This is a genomic window from Paenibacillus cineris, assembly GCF_018333335.1.
Taxonomy (GTDB): domain Bacteria; phylum Bacillota; class Bacilli; order Paenibacillales; family Paenibacillaceae; genus Paenibacillus_AQ; species Paenibacillus_AQ favisporus.
On the sequence record NZ_BORU01000001.1, the window covers coordinates 1,010,767 to 1,025,374 of the forward strand.

General features: G+C 55.6%; 9 protein-coding genes. 8 read left to right on the plus strand and 1 reads right to left on the minus strand.

From position 1 onward, the window contains the following. Nucleotides 1–12: 12 nt before the first annotated feature. The 8 genes from KI379_RS05105 to KI379_RS05140 all read left to right on the plus strand — a co-directional run bounded on the left by KI379_RS05105 (nt 13) and on the right by KI379_RS05140 (nt 13,706). Nucleotides 13–1,776 (plus strand): sensor histidine kinase, encoded by a 1,764-nt coding sequence (locus KI379_RS05105; RefSeq protein WP_240913228.1) that lies wholly within the window; start codon nt 13–15, stop codon nt 1,774–1,776. After that, on the plus strand, nt 1,754–3,385 hold the full coding sequence (locus KI379_RS05110; protein ID WP_212970134.1) for a response regulator: 1,632 nt from the start codon (nt 1,754–1,756) through the stop codon (nt 3,383–3,385). Before KI379_RS05105 ends, KI379_RS05110 begins: the two co-directional genes overlap by 23 nt. A gap of 104 nt (nt 3,386–3,489) precedes the next feature. Next, the gene (locus KI379_RS05115) at nt 3,490–4,950 is read left to right on the plus strand and encodes a glycoside hydrolase family 43 protein (RefSeq protein WP_212982947.1); all 1,461 of its coding nucleotides are present in this window, start codon (nt 3,490–3,492) and stop codon (nt 4,948–4,950) included. A gap of 339 nt (nt 4,951–5,289) precedes the next feature. Beyond that, nucleotides 5,290–6,021 (plus strand): ABC transporter ATP-binding protein, encoded by a 732-nt coding sequence (locus KI379_RS05120; protein WP_212982948.1) that lies wholly within the window; start codon nt 5,290–5,292, stop codon nt 6,019–6,021. Continuing rightward, on the plus strand, nt 5,975–7,042 hold the full coding sequence (locus tag KI379_RS05125) for an efflux RND transporter periplasmic adaptor subunit (RefSeq protein WP_076169194.1): 1,068 nt from the start codon (nt 5,975–5,977) through the stop codon (nt 7,040–7,042). The genes KI379_RS05120 and KI379_RS05125 overlap by 47 nt, the downstream gene beginning before the upstream one ends. Before the next feature lie 43 nt (nt 7,043–7,085). Further along, a complete protein-coding gene (locus KI379_RS05130; RefSeq protein WP_244879197.1) occupies nt 7,086–9,968 on the plus strand; it encodes an ABC transporter permease in 2,883 nt (960 codons plus the stop codon). Nucleotides 9,969–9,971: 3 nt separating this feature from the next. Beyond that, nucleotides 9,972–10,865, plus strand: coding sequence for an ABC transporter ATP-binding protein (locus KI379_RS05135; protein WP_076169193.1), 894 nt, complete (start codon nt 9,972–9,974; stop codon nt 10,863–10,865). A 105-nt stretch (nt 10,866–10,970) separates the two neighbouring features. Then, a complete protein-coding gene (locus tag KI379_RS05140; RefSeq protein ID WP_212982950.1) occupies nt 10,971–13,706 on the plus strand; it encodes an endo-1,4-beta-xylanase in 2,736 nt (911 codons plus the stop codon). Between the two features lie 127 nt (nt 13,707–13,833). Here KI379_RS05140 and KI379_RS05145 read toward each other — a convergent pair whose 3' ends face one another. After that, nucleotides 13,834–14,604: a helix-turn-helix domain-containing protein gene (locus KI379_RS05145; RefSeq protein ID WP_212982951.1), complete on the minus strand. Its 771-nt coding sequence runs from the start codon at nt 14,602–14,604 to the stop codon at nt 13,834–13,836. Between the last annotated feature and the right edge of the window lie 4 nt (nt 14,605–14,608).

Sequence of the window (14,608 nt, forward strand, 5' to 3'; positions counted from 1 at the left end):
GGAGGCGTTGTTTTGATTAGGATTCCTGTGAATTCGTTGCGTCATACCATCCTGGCCAGGCTCGTTCTGATGTATCTGGTGGTGATCCTCCCGATTATTCTGCTCGGCGTATACCTGTACAATTGGAGCTATACCAACGCAAGCGAAGAAATATCAAGAAATTCACTGGCGCAGTTATCATCCTATCTCGAGGGGCTGAACCGGGAAATCGAATGGCTTGAAATTCAGCAGTTCGACATTTTGCAGGAAAGCGAGCTTCATAAAATTGCCGTCACTTGGGGGATGATGGACAGCGCCGAGAAAAGGTCCAGCGTAAATTACTTGCTCCACCGTCTGACTTCCATAAAAAACAGCAGCCCGTACATCAAAGATATTTATGTCCATATTCATTCGATCGGTAAAACGATTTCGGCCAGCAATGCTGTCCGTTCGCTGGACCAGCAGAGATATGATGCAATACGCTCCATCGGAGAACGAAGCGGCGCCCGGCTGATGCGGCAGGGGGATTCGCTTCAGCTCACCGCCTCGAAGTTTGGCGGGAACAATGTGGAGGATCCGCTGTACCTCGTTGAAATCGAATTGGATAACGACAAGCTGAAGGACTCATTGAAACCGCTCAGCGTGTATCCCGGAAGCGGCTCGATTCTGATCGCGAGGGAAGCTGGATTCACATTGTCCAGCAACGGCACGCCGCCAGAGCTGCTGGAGGATTTTATAAAGGCGGCCAAGGGCTTGGACGACAGTACGATACTGCTCGATATCGGGAGAAGGGAGTACCATTTCAATATCGCCAATTCCGACAAGCTGGCCCTCTCGCTCGTTTCGTACTTACCGGAGGGGACGGTCAAGAGACCGCTGATCAAATTCAACCTGTGGGCATGGGTGTTTGCGGTAACTTCGGTTTTTGCCATTATCGTATATGCCTATTCCACTTATCGTTACGTTCATCGTCCGCTGCTGTCGCTCGTCCAAAGCTTTCGAAGGATGGAAGGAGGGACCCTTGATATTCCGATTCAGCATGAGCAGAAGGATGAGTTCGGCTATTTGTATGACCGGTTTAATCAGATGCTCGTCAAGCTGCAGACGTTGATCGATCAAGATTTCAAACAGAAATTGATGATGCAGAAGGCGGAACTGAAGCAGCTGCAGTCGCAAATCAAACCGCATTTTCTGTATAACAGCTTCTTTATCCTGAATTCGCTGGCCAAGACGGGCGATACGGACCGGATCGAGCTGTTTACGATTATGCTCGGCGAGTATTACCGGTTCATCGCCCGCAACGGCGAGGACCATGCCACGCTGTCGGAAGAAATCAAGCATGCGAGAATGTACACGGAAATCCAGCAGCTCCGCTTCTCCCGGCGCATCCGTGTCCAGTTCGACGAATTGCCTGTGGACATGCAGCGCATCAAGGTTCCGAGGTTGATCGTCCAACCGTTGATCGAGAACGCCTATGAGCACAGTCTGGAGAGCATGCCGAACGAAGGGTTTCTCCGCGTTACGTTTGAACGAACCGGCTCCGAATGTGTCATCAAGGTGGAGGATAACGGGAACAGCATCGATGATGCCGGGCTCGAAGCCCTCCAGCATCGGGTAACAGGTCCTGCCGAATCCCACGAAATGACCGGGATGATCAACATCCATCGGCGGATCCTGCTTACGTACGGCGAAGGCAGCGGACTGTTCTTGTCCAGAAGCAGTTTGGGCGGGCTTCAGGCCGCCATTCGTATCAAGATCAGGGAGGAGAACGGGGATGTACAGACTGCTAATCGTTGACGATGAAGATATCATTACGGACGGGCTATATGAAGTGTTCAACCGCTATCAGCCGGAGCGGCTCGATGTGTGCAAAGCCTATTCCGCCAAGGAAGCGCTGGATTGGATGTCGCGCACGAGAATCGACATCGTCTTGACCGATATAGCCATGCCCGGCATGAGCGGGCTGGAATTATCCGAGGAAATCCGGAAGTACTGGCCCAGATGCAGAGTCGTGTTCTTGACCGGCCACAGTGAATTCGAATATGCGTACCGCGCGATCCAAATGACCAATGCCCGTTATGTGCTGAAGACGGAAGGGTACGCCAAAGTGACCGACACCGTGCAGGATGTCTTGGACGATATCGAACGCGCGCATCACGACAGTCTGCTGCTGGAACAGTCCCGCGAGCAGCTGTTGGCGTTCCAATTCATGGCGCAGGGTGACTATATGAGGCACCTTCTCCAGAACAGCCGTGTATTGGATGAGGATACAGACATGCTGGCTCGCGAATTCAGCAAGCTGGGCATCGGCCTCGATCCCGCCCAGCCTGTCGTGCTGGTCCTTGGCCGCATCTCGTATCCGGAGGGCAGGACGTATACGGAAAGAGGCGAAATCCTGTCGTCCGTCAGAAGGATATGGGATACCTATTTTTCGGGCAGGGCCCGGAGTATGGGGATCACCGACAAGCATGGCGACGCCTTTTGGTTTCTGCAACCGTCTGAACTGGCCGAGGGCGGGACCGACAGCCATTTCATCCGATTCGTGGAGGGGACCTTGGAGCTGGTTCAGGAATCCTGCATCGGTTTTCTTGGATTGAGCATCGGATTGGCGCTGAGCAGCGAAGCATGCAGGTGGGAAAGCTTGACGCGCCAATACGAAAGGCTGCGGGAGCTGCAGCAGTTAAGGAGCGGCAGCGGGGGAGCCATCATTGTACGCGACGGCTTCGAGCCGCTTGATGGAATGGACTGCAAAGCGAGCTTTGCGGACAGTCAGACAGCGGAGGTGCTGAGGGCTTATCTGGAGTCGGGGAGACACGATGAATTTATCCAAGCGCTTGAGGAGGTAACGGCCAGTGCACTGAAGATGAGCTGTAAGGTTCAGTTAACGATCGAGACGTACTATACGATTGCGCTGATGCTGCATTCCTGCATAGGCCGTATGGGAATGCACGGGCATATCGGGGATACCGGAAAATTGATGCGGCTGAACGATCATCCCTCAATGGAGGAGGCCTTCGGTTATTTGAAACGCGTCGCGGAATCCATTTTCCTAAGCAAACAAACGCAGGAGAGGGACAGGGCCTCGCTGATTGTCGACCGGATCTGCCAGTACATCGAAGAGCACTTGAGTGAGGATTTGTCCCTGGTGCGCCTAGCGGAAATCCATTATTTCAATCCCTCGTATTTGTCGCGGTTCTTCAAGCAGGAGAAAGGAATCAACTTATCCGATTTTATCGACAAGTGCCGGGTGAAGAAAGCCAAGGAGATGCTGCGGGACAACGATTTGAAAGTGCGCGAGGTGGGGTTATCCGTCGGTTACGAGGCGGCCCATTCGTTTACCCGTTTTTTCAAAAAAGCAGCGGGGCTCACGCCACAGGAATACCGGGATACACTTTCTTTGAATTGAACCTCTGGAAACTAGAGTTTGGCGGGTGATCCGGACGGATCAGACAGGTTGTTACCGCTGAACGCAAGCCTTACTCTTTTTAAGAGAGTTTGGTTATACAAAAAATGCTGAATACGGGAGTTGACACAAAAATGAATGAACTCGTTCATGCACCGATCGGCAAGCTGCCGCGAAACGGAAATCCGCTTGTCGCCCATAAATTTGGAGCAGACCCCTATGTACTGGTGTTCGACGGGCGCGTATACCTCTACAATACAGATGATGTATTAGAGTATGACGAGCAAGGAGCGGTCAAGGAAAACAGCTATAGCTCCATCAACCGCATATCGGTAATTTCCTCGGATGATCTGGCGAACTGGACGGACCATGGCGCCATTCAGGTGGCAGGTCCGGATGGAGCAGCCAAATGGGCGACGCAATCCTGGGCCCCTGCGGCGGCTCACAAAAGAATAGACGGCAAAGACCGCTTCTTCCTGTACTTTGCCAACAACGCCAGCGGCATCGGTGTGCTGACGAGCGACAGTCCGACCGGCCCATGGATCGATCCGATCGGCAGGCCGCTTATCGCAAGGGACACGCCGGGCGTTCCAGGCGTCGTATGGCTCTTCGATCCGGCCGTGCTGGTGGACGATGACGGCAAAGGCTATATTTACTTTGGCGGGGGCGTTCCGGAAGGCCAGGATGAGAATCCCGGGACCGCTCGGATGATGCGGCTGGGTGACGATATGATCAGCGTGATCGGCGAAGCCGAGCCGATCCCGGCTCCGTTTATGTTCGAGGATGCAGGCATTCATAAGGAAGGCGGCCAATATTACTATTCGTATTGCTCCAACTTCTACAATGGCGTTCGCCCGGAGGGAAGTCCTCCGGCAGGGGAGATTGCCTATATGACCAGCACCGGCCCAATGGGGCCATGGACGTACCAGGGGACGATCCTTAAAAATCCCGGCCATTTTTTCGGTGTCAGCGGCAACAACCACCATGCCATATTCCAGTTTCATGGGGATTGGTATATCGCTTATCACGCCCAGACCTTGTCGAAGGCCATGGGCGTGGTGAAGGGGTATCGGTCGACCCACCTTAACCGGGTGATCTTGGACGAGGATGGTGCGATCCAATCCATTGAAGCGGACATGGCCGGCGTTGAGCAGATCAAGCCGCTGAATCCATATGACCGCGTTGGAGCGGAGACGATCGCTTGGTGCGCAGGCGTGAATGTGCGTAAGCTTCAGACGGATGGACTGGAACAGGGCGAAGACCTCATGGTTTTAACGGACATTCATCATGGGGACTGGACCGCCGTGTCCGGCGTTGATTTCGGCGCCGGGGCCTCAGCGTTTTCAGCGTCTGTATCGTGCGCGAATGACGGAGGAGTCATCGAGCTCCGCCTGGACAGCCCTGAAGGCAAATCGATCGGTACGCTTCAAGTGTCTTCGACCGGCGGACAGTGGAGCGAAATGGCGGCGCCCGTCAGCGGTGCGGAGGGCGTGCATGATTTGTTCCTGATCTTCAAAGGGAAGCCGGATATCGAGCTGTTCCAGATCGACTATTGGCAATTTCGATAATGCGCCGGTAATGAATATGTGAGAGTAAGGTCGTTGTAAGAAATGCCGTCCGTTTCATCGGGCGGCATTTTTTTAAGATATCAGAAAGTATAAAATTCGAAGCGAGACCTTCCTGATATCGCAAGAAAAACAACATCTAAACGCGGTCTGTCTCCTTTGAGAGTACGTCGATAGACGTTTTTCTTATTGCAAATACACACAGCCGCAGAACTTGCAGCCTGCACATATCTACATTTTCTCAGGTAAACGAACGGGAACTGGCGGGTACTTCCCCCAGAATGGAAGCGCTACAATGAGGTAGGTGAAGGCGAATCGGGTCAGAACAAAGGGGCGAGTGCAATGACCGGTAAGGAAACGGAGACGAAGGTTACGGGCGGCGGACCGATTCTGCAGGCAAGCGGGATCACACGGATTTTTGGCAGAGGGAATACCGCCGTTACCGCTTTGGAAAATATCCATCTGAACATTCCGCCTGGAACGATCGTGGCTCTGAGAGGGCGCTCGGGTTCCGGAAAGACCACACTATTGAACATTCTCAGCGCATTAGACGATCCGACGGAGGGACAGGTGTATTTCAAAGGGAGGGAAATCACCGGTTTATCCGGCTCCGAACGCAGCCAGATCCGGCGCAAGGAGATCGGCCTCGTGTTCCAGTCGTATGGCTTGATTCCGCTGATGTCGGCTTACGAAAATGTTGAATTCGGGCTGCGTATCGCAGGACTGAAGGGTAACCGTGAGGTGGTGGAGCATGCGCTTGACCGCGTCGGCATGCGGGAGCGGATGAAGCATCGGCCGTCCGAACTGTCGGGCGGCGAGCAGCAGCGCGTAGCCATTGCCCGCGCAATCGTGCACCAGCCTGAGCTGTTGATTGCGGATGAGCCGACCGCCGAACTGGACAGCCGGATGGGGCTGCAGGTCGTCCGCATTTTTCGCGAGCTGGTAAAAGAATCGGGGATGACGGTCGTTCTCACGACGCATGACCCCGGGATGATGGAGCTTGTCGATCACGTTATCGCATTGGAGGATGGAAATATTGTATCGCAGACAACGAACGAATCTCCCCTTATCTAGAATAGACCGGCGTCTGCGGCGAATAGCCGCGCTTCTGACGGCGCTGATGCTGCTCTCGGGCTGTTCGCTCCTTCCGGTCGAACCGGAAACGCTGCAGCCGCCCTTGGTCGAGCCGGCCAAAGAACAGTTTAACCTCGTGCAGGCCAGCCGCGGGAAGATTCAGACCTTCCTGAAGGGGACGGCTTATTTTGTGTCGGCCCAATCCGAAGCGCTGTCCTTCAAGGAGATGGGCGGAAGGCTCAAATCGATTCCGGTGACGGTGGGCCAGGAGGTGAAGGCGGGCGATTTGCTGGCCGAGCTGGAGACGGGCGACCTCGATTTTCAGGTGCGTCTGCAGCAGCTGAATGTAGAGCGCGCACAGCTGCTGTACAAACAGGCACGCGATGCCGGTGCAGGCGCCGTAGACCTGCGGCTCAAGGAAATCGACCTGGAGCGCGAGCGGATGTCGCTGCAGGAGATGAAGGCCAAGCTTGGCCAATCACGCTTGTACGCTCCCGTCTCGGGAACGGTGACGTTTGTCGAGAAGCTGAATGCGGGAGACAACGTGAACGCTTATCAAGCGATCGTCACGGTCTCCGACCCGTCCAAAGTGCAGCTGACTTATGTTGCAGCGGACAGCAAGGATCTGAACCCGGTCAAAGCCGGCATGCCTGTGAGTCTCAAGTATAAAGGCAAGGACTATAAGGGAAAGGTCCTTCAAGCCCCTTCGGATTTGCCGGCAGCCGCCGACAGTTCGAAGGCCGAGAAGAACGGGGTTACGATTTTCATGAGCATGGACAACGCTCCGGGAGACGTCAAGGTCGGCGACAGCGCCGAGCTGACGATCGAGCTTCAGAAGCGGGATAACGCCATCATTGTACCCCGCTCGGCAATCCGCTCCTATATGGGGCGTTCCTATGTTCAAATCGCCGAAGGAGAACGCCGCAAGGAGGTTGACATCGAGATCGGATTGACGACGCCGACGGAAGTCGAGATTGTCAAAGGACTTGAGGAAGGCCAGAAGGTCATTCTGAACAATTAACCGAAGAGCTATGGCCCGGGCCGACCGGGCATTTAGGGATGGGGTGTATGTATTGGCTTTGTGGACGATGATCCTGCGCAAGATGGCCAACAACAAGTGGCTGCAGCTGAATTTGTGGATCGGCCTTACCGTATGCGTGGCCCTGTTCAGCTCCATGCCGCTCTACTCGCAGGCCATTTTGCAGCGGACATTACTGAAGGAGCTGCAGTCCGTGCAGACCGGGAACGGCGTGTATCCGGGCTTTCTCCGAATAAGCACGACGGTCTCGGCATCATCCATGGACGCAAAGACGAAGGAAGCCATCGGAAGCGCCGACCGGTTCGTGAAGACGATTCCGGAGCGCATGGGGCTGGAAGCACTGTCGTTCTATCAGCAGCGGTTCACGCCGAAGATGAAGGTATACGGCGCCGATGCTTCGGCTCAAGAGAAGCAATCGCAAAAGACGTTAGGAAGCTTTATGTCGCTGTCTGATCTGGAGAAGCGGGTCCGGCTGATCGAGGGGCGGATGCCTGCGGATCGTTCGGACGGGATCATCGAGGCGCTGGTCACACAGAAGTTTCAGCTGGCGACCAAGCGGAAGCTTGGTGAAGAACTGACCGTAGAGCCGCAGGATGGCGGAAGTACCCGCTTTCGGGTCATCCCGGTCGGCATCGTAGAGACGAATCCGGAGGCGGACCGGTATTTGCCGTTTCTGACCACGGAGAACGAGGACGGATTCCTGATCCCCTTCCAGCAGTTCGAGCGAGAATTTACGCAAGGCGGCAAAGCCAGGGTCTCCAGCATGGAATGGCGGCTCGCGCTCAATTACGAACAGCTGTCGCTGGGCAAGGTCGATGCGTTCACCCAGGCGGACCGGGAGGTCCGGCGTTATTTCAAAGGCAAGCTTGGGGTAGCCGAAATCAAAATTCCGGCGAGCCCGACCATCGCATCGTACCAGGGCAAACAGGAGAAGCTCGATACGGTGACGCTTTCGCTGTATACCCCTGTCATGCTGATGCTGGCATTCTATTTATATATGACCGCCAATCTGATCATTGACCGGCAAAAAACGGAAATTTCCGTGCTCCGCAGCCGGGGAGCAAGCCGGCTGCAGATCATGGCTGCCTACCTGCTGGAGAGCCTGCTGCTCGGGCTGAGCGCGCTGGCGGCCGGGCCGTTTCTCGGCGTATGGTTTACCAAACTGCTTGGCGCCTCCAATGGGTTTCTGGAGTTCGTGCAGCGCTCCGCGCTGAAGGTCAGCATGACGAGCAGCGCCTATCAAGTGGCTGCAGCCGCTGTGGCGGGAGCGGTCATCCTGATCCTCATTCCGGCCTTCCTCGCAACGCGGGTCAGCATCGTAAGCCACAAGCAGCAGACGGCGCGCCTCACCCGGCTGTCGATCTGGCACAGGACAGGTTTGGATCTTGTTCTTATCTGCCTGGCAGCTTACCTGCTGTACAATTTCAACCAGCGCCAGGAGGATCTGCGGAGGCTTGCGCTGGGATCTGCCGACCTGCAGGTTGATCCGCTCCTGTTCCTGACCCCGGCTCTTTTCGCGCTTGGAGGCGGCCTGCTGGTGCTGCGGGTATACCCCTGGTTCGTCCGGCTCGTTTATTGGCTGGGCCGAAACGGATGGCCGCCTGCGCTGTATCATACGCTCGTTCAGATCAGCCGCTCGTCCGGGCAGTATTTGACTATTCAGGTGTTCCTGATCATGACGGTGGCGACGGGTCTGTTCAGCGCGAACGCGGCCAGGACGATCAACGACAACATGGACAGCAAGGTTCGGTATGCCGTCGGCACGGACATTGCGCTGACGACAAAATGGGAAAGCGATGCGCCTCCACCTGTATCCCCCGGGGCGGGAGGGCAGCCTCAGTCTGAGCAGGCAACGACAACGGTGCAGAAAAGGGTTCAGTATACGGAGCCGCCCTTCGAGCCCTTTGAGGAGCTGGACGGTGTGCAAGCGACAGCAAAGGTGTTCAAGAAGCAGGAGGCCAGATTCAGTGCCGTCGGCAATGAAAAGTCCGGCAAAACGGCTCTCTTTGGCATCGACACGAAGGATTTCGGCAGTACCGCTTGGTTGAAGGAGGGGCTGCTGCAGTATCCGATCAACAGCTACCTGAATCTGATCGCCCCGAATCCGGAGGCCGTGCTCATTTCGCGGTCGCTCGCAGAGGATGCCAAGCTGAAGCCCGGCGATCCGATCCGGGTTTACTGGGACAGCCTGGACGGGGCGACGTTCACGGTGTACGGCATCATCGATTATTGGCCCAGCTGGAGCCCGCTGCCGTCCGATCAGGGAAGCGGAAAACCCGAGCAGCCGCATCTCGTTGTCGGACATCTGGGCACGATTCAGAACAGGCTGGCCGTCGAGCCGTATGAGGTATGGCTGAAGCTGGCGGACGGTACGAACAGCGAACAAATCTACAGAGAGCTGCAGGAGAAGAAGCTGCAGGTGACGAGCCTGCGGGACGCGACGCAGGAGCTGGTCCAATCCAGAAATGATCCGTTCCGTTTGGCGATGAACGGCGTGATGACGCTCGGTTTTTCCATTTCGATGCTGGTCAGCTTCATCGGTTTCCTGCTGTTCTGGGTGCTGACCTTATCCGGCCGGACGCTTCAATACGGGGTTCTGCGGGCCATGGGCATCTCTTTCCCGCAAATGATCGGCATGCTCGTCAGCGAACAGCTGCTCACGTCGGGGGCCGCGGTCCTCATCGGCGTGTTCATCGGCAACGTCACGAGCATGAAATTCGTGCCCCTGTTTGAAATGTCGTTTGCGTCCAAAGAACAAGTCCCTCCATTCACGATTACATATCAGCTCAGCGATTATTTGCAGCTGTACGGCATTATTGGGTTCACGCTGGCGACCGGGCTGCTCATTCTGGGGTACCGGCTGACACGAATCCGCATCGCGCAGGCGCTGAAGCTCGGGGAGGAATAGCTCATGATTCAATGCGAAGGGCTCGTCAAAATCTATAAAACGGCGGATTTGGAAGTCGTCGCCCTTCAGGGCCTTGACCTTCAGGTGGAGAACGGTGAATTCATGGCGATCATCGGCAATTCCGGCAGCGGCAAATCGACGCTGCTCAACATGCTGGGCGGCCTCGACAAACCTTCGGCCGGCAAGCTGTTCGTAGACGGCAAGGACCTCCTCGCGTTCAGCGAGCGCGACCTGGTGCAATATAAACGGGAGTCGGTCGGGTTCGTCTGGCAAAATAACGCGCGCAACCTGATTCCCTATTTGACCGCGATCGAAAATGTCGAGCTGCCGATTCTCCTGCGGGGCCGAAGACGCCGTGCCCGTGCGCTCGAGCTCCTGGAAGCGGTCGGCCTGAGCCACAGGGTGAAGAACAAGCTCAGCGAATTGTCCGGCGGTGAGCAGCAGCGGGTGGCTATCGCCATCGCGCTGGCGAACGAACCGCGGCTGCTGCTGGCCGATGAGCCAACCGGATCGCTCGATACGGGCACGTCGAATCAGGTTCTCGATTTGTTCCGGACGTTGAATCGGTCGATCGGCATTACGATAGTGATCGTGACTCATGATCCGGAGCTGGCCCGCAAGGTGGACCGGGTTGTTCAGATCCGCGACGGCAAGACGTCGGCCGAGATGATCCGCAGAATCTCTTATTCCGATGTGCTGACGCAAATGGACGCCGACACCGCCCGGCGGGAAGCCGAGAGCCATATCGAGTATGCAGTGCTCGACAAGGCTGGCCGGCTGCAAATTCCTGCCGGTTACCTCGACACGGGGAGCTTCAAGGACAGCAACAAGGTGCGTGTCGAACTTGAAGACGGGCGTATCGTTCTGTACCCGGCAAACGAAAGGCAGACGGTCTGAACTTAACCTGGTTTTATTTATGGAATGAAGTGATCCATAACATGACCATGGAACGCCGTTAAGCGGCGTTTTAATGGAATAGATGACATGAGGAGAGGTGGATTCATGAAAAAGCATCGAATCAAACGTTCCATCCTGCTGATGCTCGCGCTTGTTCTCGTATTGGCCCCTTTATCGCTCGGCACACGTCCGGGTCTGGCCCGTGCTGAGCAGGAGTCGGCCGGCCTGCTATCTGAAGGCCGCATGGGGACAGCCGGAACGAGCGATGCGGCAGCAAGCGTTCCGGTAAGCATCTCAAAAGATTTTGAGGACGGGACGCTTCAAGGCTGGTACGGGCGTGGCGGCAGCGAAGTCCTGACGGTTTCCCCGAATGCAGCCCATACGGGATCTTACGGGTTGCAGGTCACCGGTAGAACCCAGGGCTGGAACGGCCCGCAGCTCGACGTGACGCCAATCATGGAAACGGGAAAGACGTACCACTTATCGGCTTGGGTCAAGCTGCCTGCCGGAACGGCAAGCTCGCCAGTATCGATTGTGGTGCAACGCACGACGGATGGCGCCAATGCCTATGAACTCGTTAAATCGGTCCAGGCGAGCGACAGCGGATGGGTCAAGCTCAGCGGAGAATATACCTTGCAACACCCGATTGAAAGCCTAGCCGTTTATATCGAATCCTTCGATTATCCGACGCTTGATTTTTACGTGGACGATGTCGTGATTGAGCGCGCTCCGGATCCGGTTCCGATCGAGATTCAGAAGGACATTCCGAGCCTGAAGGACGTGTTTGCCGGCCAATTCAAGCTGGGGACGGCTGTGCTGGTCAATGAAATCCAGAATCCAAACAGCCCTGATGCGGAGCTGGTCCGGAAGCATTTCAACAGTCTGACGGCCGGCAACGAGCTGAAATGGGACGCCACCGAGCCCACGGAGGGTCAATTCAATTTTACGGCAGCCGATAAAATTGTAAGCTTTGCTATGGATAACGGGATCGCCATGCGGGGCCACACGCTCATCTGGCATTCCCAGACGCCGAAATGGGTGTTTTACGACGGCAACGGTAACCTCGCCAGCAAGGAGCTTCTATATGCGCGGATGAAAAAGCATATCGATACCGTCGTCGGCCGGTACAAGGGAAAAATTTACGCTTGGGACGTCGTAAACGAGGTTATTGAGCCCGGCGATCAGAAACCGCGGGGCCTCCGCAACAGCTTATGGTATCAAATTGCAGGCGAGGAATTCATTGAAAAGGCGTTCATTTATGCACATGAGGCCGATCCGGACGCCAAGCTGTTCATCAACGATTACAACACGAATGATCCCGTGAAACGGCAGTTTCTGCATGATCTGATTAAGCGTTTGAAGGCCAAGGGGATTCCGGTTGACGGCGTCGGCCACCAGACGCATATCGGGATCGAATATCCCCGGGTGCAGGAATTAGACGATATGATTCAGGCGTTCCGGGATCTTGACATCGATCAGCAAATCACCGAACTGGACATGAGCATCTATACGAATGACACGGAGGCTTATGAGACGTTCCCAGCCGAGCTGCAAATCAAGCAGGCCAACCGCTACAGGGAGATCTTCGACGTATTCAGGAAGCATTCGGATCAGCTCAGCGCCGTCATATTCTGGGGCAAGGATGACCTGAACACCTGGCTGCGCACGTTCCCGGTCGTTCGCAACAATTGGCCGCTGCTGTTCGATGAACGGCTGCAAGCCAAATACGCATACTGGGCGCTCGTCGATCCGGCGAAGGTTCCGGTTGAAACGAAACGCACGAAAGCCCTGGAGGCCAGCGTGAAGATTGACGGCCAGGCGGAGGCGGTATGGAATGTGGCGCAGGCGGTACCGATTCAGACAGGCGGCAAAGCGGCAGCGACTTATAAGACGCTGTGGGATGCGGGACATCTGTATATATGGGTCGATGTCGATGATGCCACGGTGAACGGCAATGACTCCGTCGAAGTGTACATTGACGGCAATAACGGCAAAACGAATGCTTATGAATCGGACGACAAAAAGTATACGTTTCGGCGCAGCGGCGCGAATCCGCATAAACCGGCCGAGTATAACGTGGTGAAAACAGAGAAGGGATACCGGATCGAAGCCTCGATCCCGGTTGACGGTGCGCACACCGGAAAGGAATTCGGCTTTGACGTCCGTATTCGCGACCGGTCCGGTGCAGCGGAAGAGCTGGCGTCCTGGAACGATATTCATCACAGGCAGGATACGGATACGTCCGGGTTTGGCATATTAACGATGGTGGAAGGTCCGCGAACCGCCAAGGCTGTAAAAGGAACGGCGGTCATCGACGGAGACATCGATGACATTTGGAACAAGGCCGAGCAGATCGTAACCGACCGCTGGGTCAGCGGATCTTCGGGTTCAACGGCCAAGGTCCGGACGCTCTGGGACGATCACCGTCTGTACGTGCTGGCCGAGGTGACCGACTCTCTGGTGACCAAGCGGAGCGCCAATGCGTGGGAGCAGGATTCGGTCGAAATCTTCATCGATCAGAACAACGCACGAGCCGCTTCTTATGACAGCGACGACGGGCAGTATCGTGTGAACTTCGATAACGAGCCGTCGGTCAGCCCCGGATCGCTCATCGCCAATTTGACATCCGCCGCAAAGCGGACCCCGACCGGCTACATTATTGAGGCCGCTGTCGATTGGGTTGGTACACCTCCAAAGGCGGGCAGCCTCATCGGGTTTGACGTGCAGGTCAATAATGACGGGAATGACGACGGAGTCCGCGACAGCGTGGCGATCTGGAATGATACGTCGGACAGAACGTGGCAAAACCTGTCTAACATCGGACTGTTAACATTGGAATAACCCCAGCAAGTGGGGGAACGAATAAAGGCCGCTCCCGGATAAACAACCGGGAAGCGGCCTTTGGTTTAAGGGATCAGGTGGTCAGGCTTCATCGAATGTGAGCCATGTACGCGGAAGTATGCTTAAATCACGCCGTTATTATCAGGGTCTTTCTATATTTGTTAGCGCTTACACCGGTATACGTTTTGAACTTCTTATAGAACCAGTCCATCTCGGTATAACCGACTTCGTTAGCGATTTCATACACCTTCATGTCGGTGTTCTCCAGAAGGAATTTTGCCTTCTCCATGCGCTGCTGAAGCAGATATTCCTTGAAGGTCATCTTCTCTTCAACTTTGAACTTCTGGCCGAGGTAAGAATAGTTGAAGTGAAATACATGGGAGATTTCCTTCAGCGTGATGTTCTGATGCAGGGCCTCTTCCACATACGCCTTCACCTTGTCGATGATACCGGCCGAAGAGATGGCGGAGGCAGCTTCCTGAACGCTTCCTGCCCATGGGACCGGTTGATGTCCGGAATACGGCGCTTCATCCATTTCCCGCTTCACGGTCTTCAGGCTAGCCGCGAATTCCTCCGGCGATACGGGGTCGGGCAGGTAGTCGTTCACCTGATAATACAAAGCCTTCCGGGCAAGCTGAAACTCATTGCGCCCGCCGATCAGAACGATCGGGACACGGCTTTTCTCCCGGATGCGGCCGCAGAGCTGAAGTCCTTCTTCCTCCGAGGCTCTCATGCTGATCAGCACCAGCTGATGATCCTGGGCGGATAGCATCGACATCGCCTCGGCAGCTGCAGCGGCATGGCACTCCAATTCAAATTCCGCTTGGTGTCTGTCCAGCATACGCTTTATCCATTCCTTCGCATGATGATCGGGATCAACAAGCAGCACCTTATACACGATA